The sequence below is a fragment of the Rhodopseudomonas parapalustris genome (assembly GCF_053772255.1).
In genome coordinates this window covers 15,452-37,820 of the sequence record NZ_JAMKBZ010000039.1, presented here as the reverse complement: position 1 = coordinate 37,820, position 22,369 = coordinate 15,452, and the positions used below count along the sequence as shown (strand labels likewise).

Sequence of the window (22,369 nt, the reverse complement as noted above, 5' to 3'; positions counted from 1 at the left end):
AAATTGTTCACGGACGACTCAATATTGTTGGTCGCGGGCGTCGTAGTTGTTCAGGTGCATAGCTGTCGGTCGCCGCCAGGGAAGCTATTGTGGTCGGGAGACACCCCCTTGTGACATCAAGTCTGCCAAAAATCTCGAGAGCGCCGGCCCTTTGACAATCTATGATGATGTGGCAGCGCTGCTGGCGGGCTATGGTGCGTCACCACTGGGATTTCGCGAAACTGTGACCTCGCCATAGGCGAGAATAGCAAGTCTCTCTCTCTTCTGTCCTCGCATCTCGGCTTCGGCTCTCGGTCCTACAGCGAAAGCTCCACGAAAGGTCAACACATGAAGAAAACCACTCAGACACCCACCGACGAACTTCCCCCGAAGAGGACCTTCCGGGCCGATCGACCACCCACAACAGGTTTCGTGACCGTGGTGGACGGGCATTTCAAGTCGCAGTTCGATACCATCGAGGCTGCCGAAGCGGCGGGGCGGGAACTGAAGGCCAAATACCCGATGCTTCAGATCGAGATCTACGACTCCGAGGACAAGAAGCGGACGTTGTTGAGCTGACGGAGCCCGGGCATTTCCGGTTCCGATCGGATCAGACCCGAAGCTCCTTTTTTCGCTTCTGGCCCTTATCGGCCCCGTCGGATCGTTGGGCTCACGGCCGTCAATCGCTCTTGCGACAACGATGCCGCTTATCCCTTCTTCCGCTGGAAGAACTTCATGAACGCGCTGACGGCTTCCTGGGATTTCATCCGCTCGCCGAACAGTTTGCTCTCCTGATCGATCCGGGCGATCAGTTCGTCGGCCGGCGGCTTGATCAGCTTGCGCGAGATCGCCACCGCTTCGGCCGGCAGGGCGCAGATGTCGCGGGCGGCTTTCATCGCGTCGGCCTCGGTCTGGCCGGGCGGCACCACGGCGTTGACGAAGCCGGCTTCGCGCGCCTGTTCGGCGCTGAGCTTCTGCCCCATCACCAGCATCGCGAAGGCGCGCTGGTGGCCCATGGTGCGCGGCGCCAGCAGGCTTGAGGCGCCTTCGGGCACCAGACCGAGCTGGATGAATGGCGTCGAGAACGTCGCGGCGGTCGAGGCCAGCACGTAATCGCAGTGAAACAGCATCGTGGTGCCGATGCCGATCGCCAGCCCATCGACCGCGGCGATCAGCGGCTTCTGATTGTGTGCCAGTGCGTAGAGAAAATCCGTCGCCGCCGACACCCGCGGCGCGCCGCTCTGGTCGGTGCCGGCTTTGAGGAAGTCGTCGAGGTCGTTGCCGGCAGTGAACACGCCGGAGCCGCCGGTGATCACCAGACAGCGGACGTTCGAATCGTCCTGCGCCGAATGGATCGCCTCGCTCATGCGGCGATACATCTCCTGCGTCAGGGCGTTCTTCTTTTCCGGCCGGCGCATGGTGATCACGCGCGCGCCCTCGTCATGGGTGACGATCAGATGCTCCGACATGGTTTCCCCCAAAGCTGCCCGCTCACAATGGCGGGCTTCGGTGTGATGGCGAGCGCCGTTCCGGTTCAGGCGGTGAGCACCGCCTCGGCGCCGGCCACCGCGTCGGCGCTGTCGATGACGCTGCGTTCCAGCGCCGGCGCCTGCACCGCAACGGTTTCGGCGAAGAACCGCGCCAGCGCGACGTAGCGCGCCGGATTGCTGATGCCGTCGAGGTCGCGCGCCGCGAGTGCTTCGGCCGCCAGTGCGCAGCCGCCGAGCGTGGCGCCGAACAGGCGCAGGTAAGGCGTGGCGCCGGCCAGCGCGTCGTTGGCGGCGCTGCCGAGCTTGTCGAGCAGATGGCGGCTGGTGCGGTCGAGCGATTCCAGCGCTTCGCGCAGCCGCAATCCGGTGAGCCCGAAGCCCGGATCGTTCGAGGCCTCGACATCCTTGACGATCAGCTTCAATTCGTCGAGCAGCGCGAACACCGAGGCGCCGCCGGCCGCGCCGAGCTTGCGGGTGACGAGGTCGATCGCCTGGATGCCGTTGGTGCCTTCGTAGATCGGCGCGATCCGCGCGTCGCGATAATGCTGCGCGGCGCCGGTCTCCTCGATGAAGCCCATGCCGCCATGGATCTGGACTCCCAGCGAGGCGACTTCGATGCCGATGTCGGTGGAGAACGCTTTCGCGATCGGTGTCAGCAGCGCGCCGCGCGCGGCGGCGGCGGCTTTGACCTTGGGATCGCTGCTGCGAGCGGCGATATCGAGCGCGACCGCGGTCGAATAGCAGATCGTGCGCGCGGCCGCGGTCAGGGCCCGCATCGTCAGCAGCGTGCGCTTGACATCCGGGTGCTTGATGATCGGATCTGACCCGGTGCCGGTGCTGCCGATCGCGCGGCCCTGCTTGCGCTCCTGGGCATAGGCCAGCGCCTGCTGATAGGCGCGGTCGGCGATGCCGACGCCTTCCAGGCCGACGGCGAGACGCGCCTGGTTCATCATCGTGAACATGCACTGCATGCCGCGGTTTTCCTCGCCGATCAGATAGCCGATCGCGCCGCCGTGATCGCCCATCGTCATCGTGCAGGTCGGCGAGGCGTGGATGCCGAGCTTGTGCTCGATGCCGCTTGGAAAGATGTCGTTACGGGCGCCCAGCGAGCCGTCGGCATTCACCAGAAACTTCGGCACCAGGAACAGCGAGATGCCCTTGGTGCCGGCCGGCGCGTCCGGCAGCCGCGCGAGCACGAAATGCACGATGTTGTCGGTCATGTCGTGGTCGCCGTAGGTGATGAAGATCTTGCTGCCGAAGATCTTGTAGCTGCCGCCTTCGGCGCGCTCGGCGCGGGTGCGCAGCGCGCCGACGTCGGAGCCGGCCTGAGGCTCGGTGAGCTGCATCGTGCCGGTCCATTCGCCCGACACCAGCTTGCCGAGATAGATCTTCTTCAGCTCGTCGCTGCCGTGGGCGTGCAGCGCTTCGATCGCCGACAGCGTCAGCAGCGGGCACAGCCCGAACGCCATGTTGGACGAGGCCCAGATCTCGGTGCACACCGCATTGACCGCCATCGGCAGCCCCTGGCCGCCGAACTCTTCCGGTCCCGACACCGCGTTCCAGCCGGCGCCGATCCAGCGCTGATAGGCGTCGGGCCAACCGGGCGCGGTGGTGACCTTGCCGTGTTCGAGCTTGATGCCGTGCTTGTCGCCGACCCGGTTCAGCGGTGCCAGGATATCGCTGGCGAATTTGCCGGCTTCGTCGAGGACCTGCGCGGTGATTTCGCTGTCGTAATCGCCGAAATGGCCGGCGGCGACCGCCGCCTGCAGTCCCGCGCCGTGGTTGAGCGAAAGAAGGATGTCGTCGATCGGTGCGCGATAGGTCATGACAATGTCCCGGCTGACGGAAGGATGCCGGCCTTTTTCCATGAAAAGCCGTTCCCCTCAACCGTCCGCCGCGTCGCGGCCCTCTGGATCGCTCTGGGACCGGCTCTGCAATCCGGGCGCCGGACGCAGCTTCGCTGCGGGATTGCGGCTCGCGACGGTTGAAATGCCGCCTCTGTGTCGATAGACCGGCGGAGCCGAGGCGAATCCGCCGACCGGCCGCATCAGAGGCGGCCAGTCTAGGCCGTTGGGGCGTAGCCAAGCGGTAAGGCAGGGGATTTTGATTCCCCCATGCGGAGGTTCGATCCCTCCCGCCCCAGCCAAGGCTCAGCCCGCCAGGTTCAAGTCTCTGATTGGAGATGGGTTTCCAGTCTTGAGGCTGGCCGCCTTAGCTCGCCAGACTCTTCATATACGCCCGCCATCCGCCGAAGGCCGAAATGTCGGTTGCGCCTTTCAGACCTTCGGCCTCGACGATGAAGCCCTTCGGCGTGGTGCCGTCGGCGAGCCGCGTGGTGCCGATGCCGAGCGGCGCCGGGATGCCGGCGACGAAGTTGCCGAATCCTTCGGCGGAGATTGCCCAGACTTCCGTGGCGATCGTGACGCCTTCGCCCGGTGCGACGCGCAGCAGACCAGGCCGGAACGGCGGGCCGCCTTGCAGCGCGAACAGCTTGTAGTCGGGCGCGGTGGGGACCGCGCGCAGGAAACGTGCGCCGCGGCTGGTCAGCTCGTGGTTCAGCGGCATGCCGGACAGATGCGCGCCGACCACCACCAGCTCGATCTGGTTTGCAGCGGCGGATGGCGAGGCGTCGGCAGGAACGGGCACCTTGGTGCTGCTGGCGCCGAGCGTCACGCCGCTTGCGGCGTGAAGCCGTCCGCCGAGAACGGCGAGCAGGTCATCGTGACCGGCCGGAGCGATCAGCGTCACGCCGGATGGAAAGCCGTCGTCGCGGAATCGGCCGGGCACAGCCAGTGCGCACAGATCAAGCAGGTTGACGAAATTGGTGTAGGTGCCGAGCTCGCTGTTCGGGCCGATCGGATCGGCTTCCAAATCTGCCATCGTGCGCGGGCGCGGATAGGTCGGCACCATCAGCACGTCGATACTGCTCCAGATCGCATCGGCGGCGCGGCGCAGCTCCGCCAGCCGATACAGGCCGCCGAATGCATCGGCTGCGCTGAACGCCGAAGCCGAGCCGATGATCTTCCGCGTCACCGGATGCAGCAGCTCGGGCGTGGTCTCGATCACCTGCCGGATCGCCTGATAGCGCTCAGCGACCCACGGTCCGCTGTAGAGCAGGCTGGCGACGTCGAACAACGGCGCCATGTCCACCGCGCGTGCCGGTACGGGCACCACCGTGGCAAGATCGGCGACGGCAAGATCGAATGCGTGTTCGGACTCGAGGTCGCCGGCGAATTTGCGGCTGGCTGGATTCGGTAGCCCGATGCGCAAGCCGGGCGGCAACGCGCCCAGACGGGCCGGTGCGCCGGCGTGCGGGCGCGACCAGGGATCTTCGCGGTCGAAAGCAGCGACCACCCGATAGACCGCGTGGGCATCGGCGACGGTGCCGGCGAACACCGAAATCGTATCCAGCGTTCGGCACGCCGGCACCATGCCGCGCGACGACACGCTGCCGAGCGATGGCTTCAGCCCGACGATGTTGTTCAGCGCGGCCGGGACACGGCCGGAGCCTGCGGTGTCGGTGCCGAGCGCGAACGTCACCAGACCATGCGCCACCGCCACGGCCGAGCCGCTGCTCGATCCGCCCGGCACATAGCGCGGATCGATGGCGTTGCGCGGCACGGGATAGGGCGTGCGGACGCCGACCAGGCCGGTCGCGAACTGATCGAGGTTGGTCTTGCCGATCAGGATCGCGCCGGCATCGAGCAGACGCTGAACCGCAAACGCGGTTTCGCTCGGTGTCGAAGCGAAGCCGGGGCAGGCGGCCGTGGTCGGAAGGCCCGCGACGTCGATGTTGTCCTTGACGGCGAATGGGATGCCCCACAGCGGCTTCGTAGCGGGATCGAACGGGCCGAGTGCGTCGGCGTCGGCGAGAACATCGTGCTCGGGTCGCAGCGTGATGAAGATGCCGGGATCGGCCACCGCTGCGATCCGGCGATACGCAGCGGCGACGATCTCGGCCGGAGACGCGCCTGCCGCATACGCGGCGTGCAGCGTCGCGATGGTCGGGAAGGTGGTGAGTTCAGCAGCCGACATCACACTTCCTCCAGCGCGCAGATCAGATCGCCGGCGCGCAGCGTCTGCCCCGGCTTGGCATTGAGGGCTCTGACGATGCCGCGCGCGGTCGCCGGAATCGCGATCTCCATCTTCATCGACTCGATCACCGCCAGCGTCTGGCCGATTTCGACGTGCTCGCCGGGTTCAACGGTGAGCTTCCAGACGTTGCCGGGCGCCTCGGTGAACTGACCGACGCAGCCGTCCGGTACGTCGCCGCCGGAGCCGAGCGCGGCGGCGGTGTCGTCCTCCACCACCTCGTCGAGCTTGGCGTCGCGCCAACGTTGGCGTTCGGCCTCGAACGCGGTCTGCTGACGGGTCTTGAACGCCGTGATGCCGTCGGCTTCGCGCGCGAGGAACGCCTTGTAGTCGGCGTAGGAGAACGTCGTTTCTTCGATTCGTAGCGGATAGCCGCCGTGTGGAAACGCGGCGCGGGCGTCGAGCAGTTCTTCCGGCGTCACCGGGAAGAATCGGATCTGGTCGAAGAACCGCAGCAGCCAGGGATGGCCCGGCTTGAACACTTCGGTGGTGCGCCAGGTGTTCCAGACCTGGATGGTGCGGCCGAACAGCTGATAACCGCCGGGGCCTTCCATGCCGTAGATGCACATATAGGCGCCGCCGATGCCGACGGCGTTTTCGGGCGTCCAGGTGCGGGCGGGATTGTACTTGGTGGTGACCAGGCGGTGCCGCGGATCGACCGGGGTGGCGACCGGTGCGCCGAGATAGACGTCGCCGAGGCCGAGCACCAGATAGTTGGCGTCGAACACGATGCGCTTGACGTCGTCCTCGCTGGCAAGACCGTTGATGCGGCGGATGAACTCGATGTTGGACGGGCACCACGGCGCATCGGGGCGCACCAGCTCCTGATACTTGCGCATCGCCAGCACCACCTGCGGATCGTTCCACGACAGCGGCAGGTGAATGACGCGGCTCGGCACCGCCATCGCTTCGACCGAGGGCAGTTCGCGCTCGATTGTCGCCAGCACGTCGAGCAGCTTGCGGCGCGACATCACCTTGCTGTCATAGTGGATCTGCAGCGAGCGGATTCCCGGCGTGAGATCGATCAGGCCCGGCAGGCTTGCTTTCTGCACCGCCTCGGCGAGTACGTGAACCCGCAGCCGCAGCGCGATGTCGAGCTCCATCGGGCCGTATTCGACCAGCAGGTTGTCGTCGCCGGCACGGCGATACACCACCGGGATCTCGCCATCGTCACGGCGGCCGACGATCGCCGAGCCGAGCTCGGCAGGCGCGGTGATCACGGTGGGACCCGCGACCGGATCATCGGCGCGCGTCACCGGCACGAAGCGGAGCTTATCGCCGGGCTTGAGCTGACCGATCTTCCATAATTCGTCGCGCGCCACCACGGCCGGGCAGACGAAGCCGCCGAGGCTCGGGCCATCGGGACCGAGGATGATCGGCATGTCGCCGGTGAAGTCGATCGCGCCGACCGCATAGGCGTTGTCGTGGATGTTGGACGGATGCAGGCCCGCTTCGCCGCCGTCGGCACGGGCCCATTGCGGCTTCGGTCCGATCAGCCGCACGCCGGTGCGGGCGCTGTTGAAGTGCACCTCGTAGTCCGAGGAGAACAGCGTCGCGATGTCGTCGTTACGAAAGAAGTCGGGCGCACCGTGCGGGCCGTAGATCACGCCGATCTGCCACGCCCGCGTCAGCGCTGGCCGCTCCTCGTCTGTCAGCGCGCGGGGCTCCGCGACCGGTGCGGCGGAGCCGAAATGCAGCACGTCGCCGGCCTTCAGCGCGCCGGTGGCGTGGCCGCCGAACGCGCCGAGCGTGAACACCGCGCGAGAGCCGAACACTTCGGGCGCATCGAAGCCGCCGCGGATGGCGAGATAGCAACGCTGACCGGCGCCCTCGATCTTGCCGATCGCCAGCATTTGGCCGGCACGTACCGCGATCGGTGTATCGTTGCCGACAGCCACACCGTCGAGCTTCGCCGCCATGCCGGCGCCGCACAGCGCCACCACGGCGTCGGCGTTGAAGCGTAGCGTCGGGCCGCTGACGGTGAGTTCGAACGCTGCGGTGGTTTCCGGATTGCCGACGATGCGGTTGGCGAGGCGGAACGAGCGCTCGTCCATCGGTCCGCTCGGCGGCACGCCGACGTGCCATAGATGCAGCCGGCCAGGCAACTCCTGCAGCCCGGACTGCGCGCCCGGTGCCACCACGTCGATGGTGCGCGCCGCGAACCTGAAATCGGCCAGTACCTTGGTGGCGACCTTGCCGCTGCGGAACAGATCGGACGCCGCAATCGCGCGCAAGTAATCGAGATTGGTCTCGATCCCGGCGACGGTGGTGGCGGCGAGCGCGCCGATCATCTTGTCGATCGCCGCGTCGCGGTCGTCCGCGTGGACGATCAACTTCGCCAGCATCGGATCGTAGAACGGCGTCACCTCGTCGCCGGTTCCGATCCAGCCATCGATACGCGCGTCATCTGGAAACGCTACCTGGGTCAGCCGGCCGGCCGAAGGCCGGAAGCCGGCACCGGGGTTTTCCGCATACAGCCGCACTTCGATCGCTGCGCCTTGGGGTGGAGGCGGTGTGTAGCTGGCGATCGGGCTGTCGCCGGCAGCCTGGTGCACCATCCATTCGACCAGATCGACGCCGAACACGGCTTCGGTGACCGGATGCTCGACCTGCAGGCGGGTGTTCACTTCCAGGAAGTAGAACTCGTCGCGGGCGACATCGTAGATGAATTCGACGGTGCCGGCGGATTCGTAGGCGACACTTCGGCCGAGCGCGACCGCGGCCTGGTGCAGCCGCGTCCGCATTTCGTCCGAGATGCCAGGGGCCGGGGTTTCCTCGACCACTTTCTGATTGCGCCGCTGCAGCGAGCAGTCGCGCTCGCCGAGCGCGATCACGTTGCCTTGGCCGTCGCCGAAGATCTGCACTTCGATGTGCCGGGCATCGGCGACGAAGCGTTCCAGATAAACCCGGGCGTCACCGAAGCTGGCACGGGCGGTGCGCTGCACGGTGGCGAAGCGCTCGCGCAGCGTCGCCTCGTCGTGGCAGAGCTGCATGCCGATGCCGCCGCCGCCGGCGGTGCTCTTCAGCATCAGCGGAAAGCCGATGCGGCCGGCGGCGTCGAGCGCTTCTTCGATGCTGTCGATCAGCCCGGTGCCGGGCAGCAACGGTACGTTGCTGGCCTGCGCCAGTTCGCGGGCGCGGTGCTTCAGGCCGAACGCCTCGAGATGCTCGGGGCGCGGACCGATGAAGGCGATGCCGTGCTGCTTCAGCCGCTCCGCGAAGCCGCGGTTCTCGGACAGAAAGCCGTAGCCGGGATGCACCGCCTGCGCGCCGGTTGAGAGGCAAGCGTCGATCACGGCGTCGACATTCAGATAGCTGTCGCTGGCGGCGTCGCCGCCGACACGCACCGCTTCGTCGGCCTCGCGTACCGGGCGGGTGAAACGGTCGGCGTCCGAATAGATCGCCACCGATGCGATCCCCATCCGGCGCAAGGTGCGGCCGATCCGCCCGGCGATTTCGCCGCGGTTGGCAATCAGAACTTTGCTGAACATGATCAGTCCTCGCCTGCCTCGTAGATCACCACCTGGATCGGCGTCGGGAAGAAGCCGTTGCAGGGATTGTTGACCTGCGGACAGTTCGAGATCAGGCACAGCACGTCCATCTCGGCTACCATCTCGACGTAGTCGCCGGGCTTGGAGACGCCGTCGACCACGGTGAAATTGCCGGACGTGTCGAGTGGGACGTTCATGAAGAAGTTCAGGTTCGGCACGATGTCGCGCTTCGACAGGCCGTGCTTGGCGGCCTCCAGCACGAAGTTCTCGCGGCAGGCGTGTAGATATTTGGTTTGGTGCCCGAACCGCACGGTGTTGCTCTCGCACGAGCAGGCGCCGGCGGACGTGTCGTGCAGACCGCAACTGTCCGCCACCATCCGCAGCATGGTGCGGCCCTCGGTGGACATGATCCGCGTGCCGGTGGTGACGTAGGCCGAGCCCTGGGCGCGCAGCGTATCCTGGCCGCTGTAGCGTTCGCCGTGATCATCGGCGGCGTAGAACAGGGTGTCGACCGCCTGCTGGCCGTGGCTGTCGACGATGCGCAGCGTCTGGCCCTTGCGGATGATCGCCGACCACGGCACGCGCGCTGGGATCTCGGTGTCGAGCACGATGCGGGCGGAAGCGGGAATCGCGGTCATGCTCAGGCCCTCCCTGCGGCGCCAGCGAGATAGAAGGCGTTGTTCTCGAACGCGCGCTTGGCTTCGAGTGACACGTTGCGGCACAGGTCGTCGGCCGCCGGTTCGGGGGCCTGATAGCGGATGATCTCGACATCGCCCGGTGCGTAACTGGGGGATGGGTCGAGCGGATGCGGACAGTTCGACACCGCGACGAGCAGGTCGAGCTCGGCGCGTAGATCGACGAAGTCGCCATTGTTGCGGCGTTCGCCGTGCCATTCGAACCGGCCCTGCGAGTCGACGGCGACCGGTGCGAAGAATCCGATCGATGGATGCACGTCGCGGCGATCGAGCCCGAGCTTTCCGGCGGCGAGCACGAAGTTGTCGCGGGTGTTGCGCAGGCCGGTTGTGCCGTAGCGCTCCGCATTGGTCGCCGCAGTGGACCCGCCGACCATGGTGTCGTGCGCGCCGCTGGTGTCTTCGATGATCGACAGCAGCGCCCGGCCCATGTCGGACAGGATCACCCGGCCTTTGCGCAAGGACGCCGCCCACTGCACCTTGATGGTGTCGGCGTGGTTCAACCGCTCGCTGGGATCGCGCGCATTCCAAGCCTGGATGCTGACGCAGGAGTTGCCGTCCGTATTGATAATGCGCAGCGCTTCGCCGCGGCCGAGCTTGGTCACGTAGTACCAGCCTCCGGGCACGGTCTCGCGATGAATGACGGTCTCCGGTGGAATCGGCGCGCCGTCGCGCGGAGTCGGCGGCGGCAGTGCTTTCGGGGCCTGCTGCTGGCCCAGCGCCTTGTGCTGTTCGTAGCGCTGGCGGTTGGCCTCGACTTCGGCCTTCTCTTGCTCGGTCAGGATCATGCTGTCCTCACGGTGAACAAATGCCGGGTCGTCCCGGCTCATGCTCCCTGTGCGGCCGGGTCGTCCCGGCCGGAGCGGATCGGATGGTCGGGGTGTGGCTGCGCGACGCGCCGCGGAAAGATTTCGAGGTCGCGCGAGATCGTGGCGCCGTAGCGCTCGCGCTCTTCGGGGCGGTTGCGATTGCGTTCGAACGCGATCACCCTTGTCGCCAAGCTGAACGCTTCGGACAGGTCGTGCGTGACCATCACCACGGTGAGCTCGGTCTCGTTCCACAGCCGCTTCATCAGGACGTGGATGTCGGCGCGGATACCCGGATCGAGCGCGCCGAACGGCTCGTCGAGCAGCAGGATCTTCGGACCGCGCATGATCGCCTGCGCCAGTGCCAGCCGCTGCTGCATGCCGCCGGACAGTGCCGACGGATATTTGGTCTCGTGGCCTTTCAGCCCGACCTCGTCGAGCAGCGTCATCGCCTGCTCGGTCGCCGCACGCCTGGCCTGACCGAACAGCCGGCCGAGCAGCCGCGACTGCTGCAGTTCGCGGCCGAGCAGCACATTGTCGAGCACGGTGAGATGCGGAAACACCGAATAGCGCTGGAACACGACGCCGCGATCGGCGTCGGGCTCGGGCCTGAGTGGTTCGCCGTCGATCAGGATGCGGCCGCGGCTCGGCGCTTCCTCGCCGAGCAGCATCCGCAGGAAGGTGGTCTTGCCGCAGCCGGATGGGCCGACCAGCGCGAGGAAGGCGCGCGGCGCGACGTCGAGCGTGATCCGCTCCAGCACGATGTGGTCGCCGTATTCCTTCCAGACGTCTTCGAAGCGGATCGCGCTCATTCCGCCCTCACCGATGCGAACCAGGGGAATGCCTTGCGCTGCAGAAGACGCAGCGCGAAGTCCATCGCGAAGGCGAGCAGCGTGATCCACACCACGTAGGGAATGATCACGTCCATCGCCAAATAACGCCGCACCAGGAAGATGCGATAGCCGAGACCGGAGTCGGAGGCGATCGCTTCGGCGGCGATCAGAAACAGCCAGGCGGGGCCGAGCTGCAGCCGCAGCGAGTCGATCAGCCGCGGCAGGATCTGCGGCAGCACCACGCGCAGCGCGATCTGCCAGGTCGAGGCCCCGAGCGTCTGCGCCTTGATCAGTTGCTCACGCGGCAGCTCCATCACCCGCATGGCGAGGTCGCGGATCATTGCCGGCAGCGTGCCGATCACGATCAGCGCGATCTTGGAGGTCTCGCCGAGCCCCATCACGATGAACAGGATCGGCAGCAGCGCCAGCGGGGGCACCATCGAGGTCACCGACACGAACGGGCCGAGCAGCGCGTTGGCGGCCGGCAGCAGACCGATCACGATCCCGATCAGGAGCGCCAGCGACGTCGAGATCGCCAGCGCTGCCGCCAGTCGCTCGACGCTCGCCAGCGTGTCGACCCACATCAGATAGCTGCCCGTGCGGGCGTCGAGCTGGAACGCCATCTGCTTGACCGCCTGGCCCATGCTGGACAGCGCCGGCAGCAGCTTGTCGTTCGGATTCTCCGCCAGCCTAGCGCCGGAGCCCAGCAGATACGCAATGATCACCAGCACGAACGGCAGCGCCGCCATGTAGATGGCGAGTTGCCGTCCAGGCCTGATGTTCACCCATCGCATCGTCGCGCTCCGGCTTGGCTTGTGACGTGATCGCTTACAGCTTGCCGGCCGCAGCCATGTCCATGAAGCTCGGGTCGAACCGCAGCTTCACGTTGGCCTTGTCGCCGAGCACGCTCTTGTCCGCGAGTTCGATGCCGACGGCGTCGGCCGACTTCGCGCCCTTGCCGAGCAGATCCTTCTCGAACAGGAACTTGCGGACGCGGTCCATGGTGTTGCCGATCGCGGCGCTCTTGGTGAAGGCGTCGGCGTCCGCGGCCTTGCTGAACAGCCTGGTCGAGGCGAGCTGGCTTTCGAAGCCGGCCAGATCAGTGCCGGAGGCCTTCGCCATCGCTTCCTTGGCGGCCTTGGCGTCGGCGCCGTCCGCCGTCATCTTCGCCATGGTCTCGTACCAGATTCCGACCAGCGCCTTGGCGAAGTTCGGGTTGTCTTTCACCACAGCGGTGTTGGCGACCATCAGATCCATGATTTCACCCGGGATCTGCGAGGAGTCGAACACCTTGTGCGCGTCGGGCGAGGCGAGGATTTCGGAGACGATCGGATTCCAGGTCACCACCGCGGTGACGTCTGACGTCTTGTAGGCGGCGGCGAGGTCGGCGTCGGAGGTGTTGACCACCTTGACGTCCTTCTCGCTCATCTTGTTGGTTTCGAGGGCGCGGGCGAGCAGATAGTGCGACACCGAGAACTCGACCAGGTTGACCTTCTGGCCCTTGATCGCGGCGAAATCCTTCTTGTCCTTCAGGATCACCGCGTCGTTGCCGTTGGAGAAGTCGCCGACGATCACCGCGGTGATGTCGACGCCGCCGGCGGCGGGAATCGACAGTGCGTCCATGTTGGTGATGGTCACCGCGTCATAGGAGCCCGCGGTATATTGGTTGATCGACTCGACGTAGTCGTTGAACTGCTTCACCTCGATGGTGATGCCGTATTTGTCCGCCCACTTCTTCACGATGCCGGTGTCGGCGGCGTAACCCCACGGCATCCAGCCGACATAGATCGACCAGGCGACCTTGAAGTCCTTCTTGGGGGCGGCGGAGGCGCCAGCGACGCTCAGGGCGACGATCGAACCGGCGAGGATCAGAGAACATAGCAAACGAGTCTTCCGCATCGGATCATTCCTCAGAATCTGGTCACGATGAGGAATTGACATGGACCATCGTTTGCCAATTCCTCGGCTTACGAGGTCTCCCGGGCTTTTGTCCCGCCGTGCGTCCGAAGGATTTCTCCCTTCGGGCGGCAGCTCTCGGACCAGCGTCTGCGTACAGACCGGAACCCTAGCCGCCAACTCTGGTCATAATTGTTGCCCCAACTTTCTGGCGTTTGGAAGTATTGCGGCGCACAAACAATGTGCAACCGACGGCGGTTGTTTGATCAAATTGGCCACGCGACTGGCGATGCAGGTACGATCGTGTGTCACCGTCGACCGCGCTTGGTCTCGTCCTCCATCGGCGTCGACGCCAACCGGGCGTTTGCGCTAGGCTCGGCCGATCAGGCGCAGCAGGGGCGAAGATGAACGACAGACTGTCGGCGTCGGAGCAGGCGCTCATCGATCGTGAAAGAGAACTGGCGGAGGTCCAGCGCATCGCCAGGGTGGGCGGTGTGGTGGTGGATCTGACCGCCGGGTTCCGAAATCACCGGTCGCCGGAGTATCTGGCGATCCACGGCCTGCCACCCGACGCCGTCAACGAGACGCATGAAGACTGGGTCCGGCGGTTGCACCCGGAGGATCGCGAACGCGCCGAGCGGCAGTTTCTCGATCTCATCAAGGGATCCTCCGACCGCTATTCGTCCGAGTATCGCATCATCCGCCCGAACGACGGCGAAGTGCGGTGGATCGCGGCGGAGGGGCGGATCGAGCGCGACGCATCGGGCCGGGCGGTGCGGATGGTCGGCGCGCATATCGACATCACCGACCGCGCGCTCGCCCGCGAGATGCTGCGCGAAAGCGAGCAGCGCTTCAGGCTGATCGCCGACAGCGCGCCGGTGCCGATCTGGGTGACGCGGCTCGACCGCACCCGCAGCTTCGCCAATCGCGCCTATTGCGAATTCATCGGCGTGCCTTACGAGGAGGCGCTGCGGTTCGATTGGCGCAGCATCATCCATCCCGATGATGCCGCCGAGGTGGTGCGCAACAGCCTCGCCGGCGAAGCCTCGCTGAAACCGTTCCATCTGGAAGGTCGTTATCGCCGGGCCGACGGGCAATGGCGGTGGATCAGGTCGGAGTCGCAGCCGCGATGGGACCCGACCGGTCGTCACATCGGATTCATTGGCGTCGCTCACGACATCACGTCGGCCAAACAGGCCGAGATCGACCTGCGCAACGTCAATGACACCTTGGAGCGGCTGATCGCGCAGCGCACCGCGCAACTACATTCCAGCGAGTCGCAGCTTCGGGCGATTCTGGAGACCACCAATCAGTATCAGGGCCTGCTCGATCTGAAGGGGCGTCTGCTCTACGTCAACGCCACGGCGCTCGCCGGTATCGCGGCCGGGCCTGCCCAGGTGTTGGGCTCGCTATTCTGGAAGACGCCGTGGTTCTTCGCCACAGCCGGGGCCTCGGAAGCGATCGAGCGGGCGTTTCGTTCGGCTTGCGCGGGCCAGACCGCGCGCGCCGAGCTGGAACTGCAGCTCGCCGCCGGGCCGCGCCACATCGATTTCTCGCTGCGGCCGGTGTCCGATGCGCAGGGCGGCATCATGGCGGTGCTGGCGGAAGGCATCGACTCGACCGAGCGCCGGCGCAATGAGGAAGCGCTCCGACAGGCGCAGAAGATGGAAGCGGTCGGGCAGCTCACCGGCGGCGTCGCACACGACTTCAACAACCTGCTGACCATCATCCGCTCCGCGGTGGATTTCCTGCGCCGGCGCGATCTGCCGGAGGAGCGCCGCCGCCGCTATGTGGATGCGATCTCCGATACGGCCGACCGCGCCTCGAAGCTCACCGGTCAATTGCTGGCATTCGCGCGCCGGCAGCCGCTGTCGCCGGTGGTGTTCGATGTCGCGGCCCAGATCCAGAGCATCGCCAATTTGATCCGTCCGCTGGTCGGCAGCCGTGTCGAGATCGACGTCGAGACTGGCGCCGGTCCGAGCTACGCCGTCGCCGACGTCGGCCAGTTCGAGACCGCACTGGTCAATCTCGCCGTCAACGGCCGCGACGCAATGAACGGCGAGGGCAAGCTGACGATCGCGCTGCGGCCGGTCGATGAAATTCCATCGGTGCGGGCGCAGCCGGCGCGGCCGGGGGCATTCGTCGCGGTCTCGGTTACCGATGGCGGCAGCGGCATCGCGCCCGCTCATATCGAGGTGATCTTCGAGCCGTTCTTCACCACCAAGGAGGTTGGGCGCGGCACCGGCCTTGGTCTCAGCCAGGCATTCGGCTTTGCCAAACAGTCCGGCGGAGAGATCGCGGTGCAGAGCACACCTGGGCAAGGCTCCACCTTCACCATCTACCTGCCTCAGGCGCAGCCTCCGGAGCTGACCGTGGCCGCGGCACAGTCTCCCGCAGATCCGGCCGGCGGCCTCGGTCATCGCATCCTGGTGGTGGAGGACAATCTCGAGGTCGGGAAGTTTTCGACCGAGCTGCTGCAGGATCTCGGCTACGCTATCAAATGGGCCAAGACCGCCGACGAAGCGCTGGCCGCATTGGCCGAAGACGAGTTCGCGTTCGATCTGGTGTTTTCCGACGTGATCATGCCCGGCAAGAACGGCGTCGAACTGGCAACCATCATCCGCGAGCGTTATCCAGGGCTGCCGGTGGTCCTGACCAGCGGGTACAGCAGCGTGCTCGCCGAGAACGCGCACCAAGGCTTCGAGCTGATTCAGAAACCTTATTCGGTCGAGGCGCTGTCGCGTGTGTTGCGGCGGGCGATTTCGGAGCGAAGGACTCGGCCGACCGGATGAGAGAATTCGCCGGCGTCAGGCCCGTTCACATCATCAGCGGCTTGGCTTCTTCGGCCATCGCTTTGAGTAGCGGCAGGAAGCGGTCGATCATTTCGCCGGTGGTGATGCGATCGACATGAGCGCCGATATTGGCTGCTGCGACGATGGTGCCGTCGTAACGGCGGATCGGCACCGCGACCGAGCGGAAGCCGGGTTCGGCTTCGCGGTCGACCAGCGAATAGCCTTTGGTGCGATCGGCGATGATGGTGGCGATCACCGTCGGCTTGTCGACGATGGTCTGTTCGGTCTGCTTGGTCAGCGTCATGCCGTTGATGATGGCGGCCAGCTCGTCGTTGCCGAGCCGGCCGAGCAACACCCGGCCGACCGAAGTGCAAAACAGCGGCAGCCGATAGCCGAGGTCGATGCCCGCTGAGAACACCCGCGCCGGACTGGCGCGAGCCACGAACACCGCATCGTCGCCGTCCAGAATCGCTAGCGAACAGACTTCCTTGGCGTCTGCCGAGACCCGGTCCATCAACGGCTGCAGCACAGCGCTGATCTGGTTCGACGCCAGATACGCCGAGGCGAGGCCGAGCACGCGCGGGGTCAGGGCGAACAGCCGTTCGTCGCTGCTGACGAATCCGGCGGTTTGCAGCGTCAGCAGGATGCGGCGTGCGGTGGCGCGCGGCAGGCCGCAGGCTTTTGCGACGTCGCTCAGTGTCATCGGTCGCTGCTCGGTGCCAAAGGCTTCGATCACCCGCAGGCCGCGCGCCAGGCTCTCGATGAATTCGGCGCTCTCGCGCGTAACGTCGTCCGGGGTTCGTTTCAATTTAGGCATCGATCGGTACTTTAGTATGGGGCGATGCCCGGATGTTGGAAAGAGACTGAGCCGCGGCGATTAACCGCTGACCTATACGACTGTCCGCTGTGCGAACACAAGTTCGCTCGCAGGAGGTCGGTCTGATGCGAGCCTAGGCGCTGAACGCGCAGAATTTGCGCTTGCCTCGTTTGCTCTTTAGAGGCAGTCTCATTCTAAACGAACATATGTTCGTCTATTGAACAATTCGGCGGGCGGCGAAGGAATGGTCACGATCGAGGTCTGCAGCTATGGCAGCGATGGGCTGCCGTGTTTGCGGACCGCCTTCGACCGCGCGCTCACCAGAAGGCAGCCGGCCGAGGCTGCGCGAAGGAGGCCAACGCCATGATGAGTCAGGAACAGAATGATCTGATCACCCGGGTCGGGCCGGGGACACCTTGCGGCAAACTGATGCGCGCCTATTGGCAGCCGGCCGCGCTGGTCGACGAGCTCGAAGGCGAGCGGCCGATCAAGCCGGTGCGGCTGCTCGGCGAAGATTTCGTGTTGTTCAAGGACGAGACCGGGCGCTACGGCCTGGTCGATCGCGACTGTCCGCATCGCGGCGCCGATCTCGCCTTCGGGCGGCTCGAGAACGGCGGACTACGTTGCGCCTTCCACGGCTGGCTGTTCGACGTCGATGGCAACTGCATCGAAACCCCGGCCGAGCCGGCCGGCTCGCCCCTGTGCAAGAACATCAAGCAGCGCGCGTTTCCGGTCGTCGCGAAAGGCGGGATCCTGTGGGCCTATCTCGGCGCGGGCGAGCCGCCGGCGTTTCCGGAGATCGATTGCTTCATCGCGCCCGACACCCATGTGTTCGCATTCAAGGGCCTGATGGAATGCAACTGGCTGCAGGCGCTCGAGGTCGGCATCGATCCGGCGCATGCCTCGTTCCTGCACCGCTTCTTCGAGGATGAAGACACTTCGCAAGCCTACGGCAAGCAGTTCCGCGGCGCCTCGGCGGGCAGCGATCTGCCGATGACCAAGGTGTTGCGCGAATACGATCGTCCGATCATCAATGTCGAGCACACCGAATACGGCCTGCGGCTGATCGCGCTGCGCGAGATCGACGACGAACGCACCCACGTCCGCGTCACCAATCAGCTGTTCCCGCACGGCTTCGTCATCCCGATGAGCACCGAGATGACGATCACGCAGTGGCACGTCCCAGTCGACGATACCCACTGCTACTGGTACGCGATCTTCACCAGCTACGCGGCGCCGGTCGACAAGGTGAAGATGCGCGATCAGCGCCTCGAACTCTACGAACTGCCGGACTACAAGTCGCGCAAGAACAAGACCAACGATTACGGATTCGATCCGCACGAGCAGGCCACCGCGACCTACACCGGCATGGGGCTGGACATCAACGTGCACGACCAGTGGGCGGTGGAGTCGATGGGCGCGATCCAGGATCGTACCCGCGAGCATCTCGGTCAGAGCGACAAGGCGATCATTCAGTATCGCCGGCTGCTGCGTCAGGAAATCGAAAAGGCCGCCTCCGGCGCCAGGCCGCTATTGGCGCTCGACGAGGCCGCCGCGCGCGCGATCCAGGGGCCGGCGACGATGGACGGCATCGGGCCGAGCCGCGGCTGGGAAACCTATTGGATGGAGGTCGACGTCAAGCGTCGCCGCGGCGCGCCATGGGCCGCGCCGGTGCCGTCCGAGATCGCGGCGAAGGTGCCGCATCTGACGGCGGCGGAATGAGACTGCACGGCAACGGATCGAGGAACGAGCGTTGAGTCTGGTTGAGAAGTACGGTCTCTGGTCTGACGAGCAGATCGAGGCGGCAGCGCGGGTACGGCGGATCGCCGAGGAGCAGGGGCTCGAGACCATCCGGTTCTCGTTCCCCGATCAACACGGCATTCTGCGCGGCAAGACGCTGATCACCGCCGAGGCGCTGAACTGTCTCGACAGCGGCGCCTCGATCACCACCACGATGCTGTGCAAGGACACCTCGCACCGCACGGTTTTTCCGGTGTTCAAGGCCGGCGGCGGCTTCGGCATCAAAGAGATGGAAGGCGGCGCCGACGCTATCATGCTGCCTGATCCGACCACCTTCCGCGTCCTGCCCTGGGCGCCGAAGACCGGCTGGGTGCTGTGCGATCTGTATTTCGGCAACGGTCAGCCGGTGCCGTTCGCGACCCGCGGGCTGTATCGGTCGGTACTGAAGCAGCTCGCCGACCGCGGCTATGATTACATGGCCGGGCTCGAGGTCGAATTCCACGTCTTCAAGCTCGACGACGTGATGATGTCGCCGGAGCATGCCGGGCAGCCCGGCGAGCCGCCGGCTGTCAGCCTGCTGTCCCACGGCTATCAGTACCTCACCGAGCAGCGCTACGATCAGATCGAGCCGGTGCTCGACCTGATCCGCCACGACGTGATGGCGCTCGGCCTGCCGCTGCGCTCGATGGAAGTCGAGTTCGGGCCGAGCCAGTGCGAATTCACCTTCCAGCCGACCGTCGGGCTGATGCCAGCCGATCTGATGGTGCTGTTCCGTAGCGCGGTGAAGCAGATCTGTCGGCGGCACGGCTATCACGCCACCTTCATGTGCCGGCCAAAGATTCCCAATGTGGTGTCGTCCGGCTGGCATCTGCATCAGTCGCTGGTGTCGCGCACCGACGGCAGCAACGCCTTCGTGTCGCAGACCGAGGTGCTGTCCGATCTCGGCAGGCACTATCTCGCGGGGCTGTTGCACCACGCCCGTGCCGCCACCGTGTTCACCACGCCGACGATCAACGGCTACAAGCGCTATCGTTCGTACTCGCTGGCGCCGGATCGCGCGATCTGGGGCCGTGATAATCGCGGCGTGATGATCCGCGTTCTCGGCGGGCCCGGCGATCGCGCCACACGGATGGAGAACCGGGTCGGCGAACCGGCAGCCAACCCGTATTTGTACATGGCGTCGCAGATCCTGTCCGGCCTCGACGGCGTCGATCGCAAGCTCGATCCCGGCCCGTCCGCGGACACGCCTTACGAAGCTCAGGCCGACCTGTTGCCGAAATCGCTGCGCGAGGCGATTTTCGCGTTGCGCGACGATCCGTTCTTCCGCACCACCATGGGCGACGGATTCATCGACTATTACACCTTCATCAAGAACGCCGAGATCGAGCGCTTCCAGGCCGAAGTCACCGAATGGGAGCAGCGCGAATATTTCGAGATGTTCTAGCGGTAAGCCGCAATCGTTTCGTCAGCCAGAGGAGAGGAAGCAGAACATGAAGGGACTTCGAACGGTCTGCGCGGCAGCGGCCTTGTCGTTCGTCGCGGCAGGCGCCCACGCCGACACCATCAAGGTCGGCGTGATCGGCACCATGTCGGGGCCATACGCGCTCTTCGGCCAGAACTTCAAGATGGGTATCGACGCCTGGGTCGCCGAACACGGCAACAAGGTCGGCGGTCACACTGTCGAGTTCGTCTATCGCGACGAGGTCTCGCCCAATCCGGCGCAGTCGAAGGCGCTGGCGCAGGAACTGATCGTCAAGGAGAAGGTGCAGTACATCGCCGGCCTGTATTTCACGCCGGACGCGATGGCGGTGGCGCCGCTGCTGCAGGAAGCCAAAGTGCCGATGGTGGTGCTGAACGCCGCCACCTCGTCGATCACCGAGAAGAGCCCGTACATCGTCCGCACCTCGTTCACGATGTTCCAGAACACCGTGCCGGCCGCGAAGGTCGCCAAGCAGAAGGGCGCCAAGAAGGTCGCGATCGCGGTCAGCGACTACGGTCCGGGCATCGACGCAGAAACGGCGTTCAAGAAGACCTTCGAGGCCGAAGGCGGCAGCGTCGTCGAAGCGATCCGGATGCCGCTGTCCACCACCGATTTCGGGCCGATCATGCAGCGCATCAAGAATTCGGGCGCCGACATGATCTTCACCTTCCTGCCGGCCGGCCCGCCGACGCTCGGCTTCGTCAAAGCCTATATCGACAACGGCCTCAAGGCGGACGGCGTGAAGCTGATGTCGACCGGCGACGTCGTGACCGAACCTGATCTGCCCAATATCGGCGATTCCGGCATCGGCATCCTGTCGACCTATCACTACGCGGTGTCGCACGACTCGCCCGAGAACAAGGCGTTCCTGGCCCAGCTCGAAAAGGGCGGTGCCAAGCTCGGGGACATCACCATGACGTCGGTCGCGGCCTATGACGGCGCTCGCCTGATCTACAAGATGATCGAGGCGACCGGCGGCAAGCAGGATCCCGACAAGGCGATCAAGGCGGTCGAAGGCATGAAGTGGACCAGCCCGCGCGGACCGGTGTCGATCGATCCGACCACCCGCCACATCACCCAGAACGTCTATCTGCGGGAAGTGGTGAAGCAGGACGGCAAGCTGATCAACAAGGAGATCGAGACCTTCAAGGATCAGCCGGACTGGGGACTGGTTAAGCAGTAAGCCGAAACTTTGGGCCCTTCGCGCTTGGTTCGTGACTTGGCGCGGAGGGCTCTGCTCGACTATAGCGGTTTCCAGCGAAGCGGATCGCGATCCGCGCAAGGAAAGCGCGTCGAGCTCGACGGTCAGCGCGCCCAGTGGAGTCGGGAGTGAGGTTGTGAAGGCTGAATTGAATCGAACCAGATCGGTGGCGTCCGCGTGGGCGGCTCTGTGATGCGGACGATTCTCGGAATCCTCCCGGACGCTCTCGCCTACGGCATGGTGCTGTTCACGATCTCGATCGGTCTGTCGATCATGATGGGCCTGATGCGGGTGGTCAATCTCGCACACGGCGCGTTCGCGATGATCGGCGGCTACTTTGCCTCGTTCGCGCTCACCTCGCTCGGTGTGTCCTACCCGATCGCGATCCTGATCGCGGTCATCGGCGCGGTCGTCATCTCGGTGCCGTTCGAATTTCTGCTGTATCGCCGGATCTATCGTCGCTCCGACGAACTGACGCAGATCCTGCTGACGATCGGCATCACCTTCTTCATCGTCGGCGTGGCGAACTACATCTTCGGTCCGACCTCGAAGCCGATTCCGCTGCCGGAATTGCTGAAGGGACCGTTCGATCTCGGCTTTCGGATGATCCCGGCGCACCGGCTGTTCGTGATCGGCTGCGGCGTCGTCACCGCGGTGGCGCTGTGGCTGATGATCGAGAAGACCGAGTTCGGCGTGCGGCTGCGCGCTGCCGTGGACAACGGCGACATGGCCGAGGCGCTCGGCATCCGCACCCAGATCGTGTATTCGGCGACCTTCGCGCTCGCGGTCGGGCTCGCGGCATTCGGCGGCGTGGTCGGCGCCGAGCTGTTGCCGGTCGAGCCGTTCTACGCGCTGCGCTACATGGTGACGTTCCTGGTCGTGGTCTCGGTCGGCGGCGCCGGTTCTGTGACCGGTGCGATGGCGGCGTCGCTGCTGCTCGGCCTCGCCGACACGACGGGCAAGTATCTGGCGCCGGAATACGGCGAGTTCTTCTTCTATGTCGCGGTGATCGTGATCGTCTACATCTTCCCCCACGGTCTGTTCGGAAAGGCGCACTAAA

At 65.4% G+C, this 22,369-nt stretch carries 16 protein-coding genes, 1 tRNA gene and 1 riboswitch; of the genes, 7 read left to right on the top strand and 10 right to left on the bottom strand.

What is annotated here, in order from left to right:
• The first annotated feature begins 327 nt into the window (after positions 1–327).
• Complete coding sequence (locus tag M9H71_RS23105; RefSeq protein ID WP_455407214.1) at positions 328–558, top strand: hypothetical protein; 231 nt, start codon at positions 328–330, stop codon at positions 556–558.
• Between the two features lie 128 nt (positions 559–686).
• Here the strand turns inward: M9H71_RS23105 and M9H71_RS23100 are convergent, their stop codons facing one another.
• A complete protein-coding gene (locus M9H71_RS23100; protein ID WP_455407213.1) occupies positions 687–1,448 on the bottom strand; it encodes a crotonase/enoyl-CoA hydratase family protein in 762 nt (253 codons plus the stop codon).
• 65 nt (positions 1,449–1,513) lie between these two features.
• Positions 1,514–3,295: an acyl-CoA dehydrogenase gene (locus M9H71_RS23095; RefSeq protein WP_455407212.1), complete on the bottom strand. Its 1,782-nt coding sequence runs from the start codon at positions 3,293–3,295 to the stop codon at positions 1,514–1,516.
• Positions 3,296–3,540: 245 nt separating this feature from the next.
• On the opposite strand from M9H71_RS23095, the gene M9H71_RS23090 reads away from it, so the two are divergent.
• Positions 3,541–3,615 (top strand) — tRNA-Gln (locus M9H71_RS23090).
• A 65-nt stretch (positions 3,616–3,680) separates the two neighbouring features.
• Here M9H71_RS23090 and atzF read toward each other — a convergent pair.
• The 7 genes from atzF to M9H71_RS23055 are packed head-to-tail and all read right to left on the bottom strand — an operon-like array spanning position 3,681 to position 13,282.
• Positions 3,681–5,504, bottom strand: coding sequence for an allophanate hydrolase (gene atzF / locus M9H71_RS23085; RefSeq protein ID WP_455407211.1), 1,824 nt, complete (start codon positions 5,502–5,504; stop codon positions 3,681–3,683).
• Complete coding sequence (gene uca / locus M9H71_RS23080) at positions 5,504–9,052, bottom strand: urea carboxylase (protein ID WP_455407210.1); 3,549 nt, start codon at positions 9,050–9,052, stop codon at positions 5,504–5,506. The genes atzF and uca overlap by 1 nt, the downstream gene beginning before the upstream one ends.
• Before the next feature lie 2 nt (positions 9,053–9,054).
• Entirely contained in the window at positions 9,055–9,690 is a 636-nt protein-coding gene (locus tag M9H71_RS23075) for an urea amidolyase associated protein UAAP2 (protein WP_047307426.1), read from the bottom strand.
• Positions 9,691–9,692: 2 nt separating this feature from the next.
• A complete protein-coding gene (locus tag M9H71_RS23070; RefSeq protein WP_455407209.1) occupies positions 9,693–10,532 on the bottom strand; it encodes an urea amidolyase associated protein UAAP1 in 840 nt (279 codons plus the stop codon).
• 38 nt (positions 10,533–10,570) lie between these two features.
• Complete coding sequence (locus M9H71_RS23065; protein ID WP_455407208.1) at positions 10,571–11,362, bottom strand: ABC transporter ATP-binding protein; 792 nt, start codon at positions 11,360–11,362, stop codon at positions 10,571–10,573.
• Positions 11,359–12,177 carry an ABC transporter permease gene (locus tag M9H71_RS23060; RefSeq protein ID WP_110787890.1) on the bottom strand — a complete coding sequence of 273 codons (819 nt, stop codon included), beginning with the start codon at positions 12,175–12,177 and terminating at the stop codon, positions 11,359–11,361. Before M9H71_RS23060 ends, M9H71_RS23065 begins: the two co-directional genes overlap by 4 nt.
• A gap of 34 nt (positions 12,178–12,211) precedes the next feature.
• Positions 12,212–13,282, bottom strand: coding sequence for a putative urea ABC transporter substrate-binding protein (locus M9H71_RS23055; RefSeq protein ID WP_455407207.1), 1,071 nt, complete (start codon positions 13,280–13,282; stop codon positions 12,212–12,214).
• Between the two features lie 75 nt (positions 13,283–13,357).
• Positions 13,358–13,463: riboswitch (guanidine-I (ykkC/yxkD leader) on the bottom strand.
• Positions 13,464–13,683: 220 nt separating this feature from the next.
• Between M9H71_RS23055 and M9H71_RS23050 the strand changes: the two genes are divergently transcribed.
• A complete protein-coding gene (locus M9H71_RS23050) occupies positions 13,684–16,071 on the top strand; it encodes a PAS domain-containing protein (RefSeq protein WP_455407206.1) in 2,388 nt (795 codons plus the stop codon).
• 25 nt (positions 16,072–16,096) lie between these two features.
• Here M9H71_RS23050 and M9H71_RS23045 read toward each other — a convergent pair whose 3' ends face one another.
• Entirely contained in the window at positions 16,097–16,888 is a 792-nt protein-coding gene (locus tag M9H71_RS23045; RefSeq protein ID WP_455407205.1) for an IclR family transcriptional regulator domain-containing protein, read from the bottom strand.
• A 363-nt stretch (positions 16,889–17,251) separates the two neighbouring features.
• Between M9H71_RS23045 and M9H71_RS23040 the strand changes: the two genes are divergently transcribed.
• The 4 genes from M9H71_RS23040 (at position 17,252) to M9H71_RS23025 (ending at position 22,368) form a co-directional block, all read left to right on the top strand.
• A complete protein-coding gene (locus M9H71_RS23040) occupies positions 17,252–18,610 on the top strand; it encodes an aromatic ring-hydroxylating dioxygenase subunit alpha (protein ID WP_455407204.1) in 1,359 nt (452 codons plus the stop codon).
• A 31-nt stretch (positions 18,611–18,641) separates the two neighbouring features.
• Positions 18,642–20,072, top strand: coding sequence for a glutamine synthetase family protein (locus M9H71_RS23035; RefSeq protein ID WP_455407203.1), 1,431 nt, complete (start codon positions 18,642–18,644; stop codon positions 20,070–20,072).
• Positions 20,073–20,118: 46 nt separating this feature from the next.
• Positions 20,119–21,291 (top strand): ABC transporter substrate-binding protein, encoded by a 1,173-nt coding sequence (locus M9H71_RS23030; protein ID WP_455407202.1) that lies wholly within the window; start codon positions 20,119–20,121, stop codon positions 21,289–21,291.
• 210 nt (positions 21,292–21,501) lie between these two features.
• Positions 21,502–22,368 (top strand): branched-chain amino acid ABC transporter permease, encoded by an 867-nt coding sequence (locus M9H71_RS23025; RefSeq protein WP_455407201.1) that lies wholly within the window; start codon positions 21,502–21,504, stop codon positions 22,366–22,368.
• The last annotated feature ends 1 nt before the right edge of the window (position 22,369 follow it).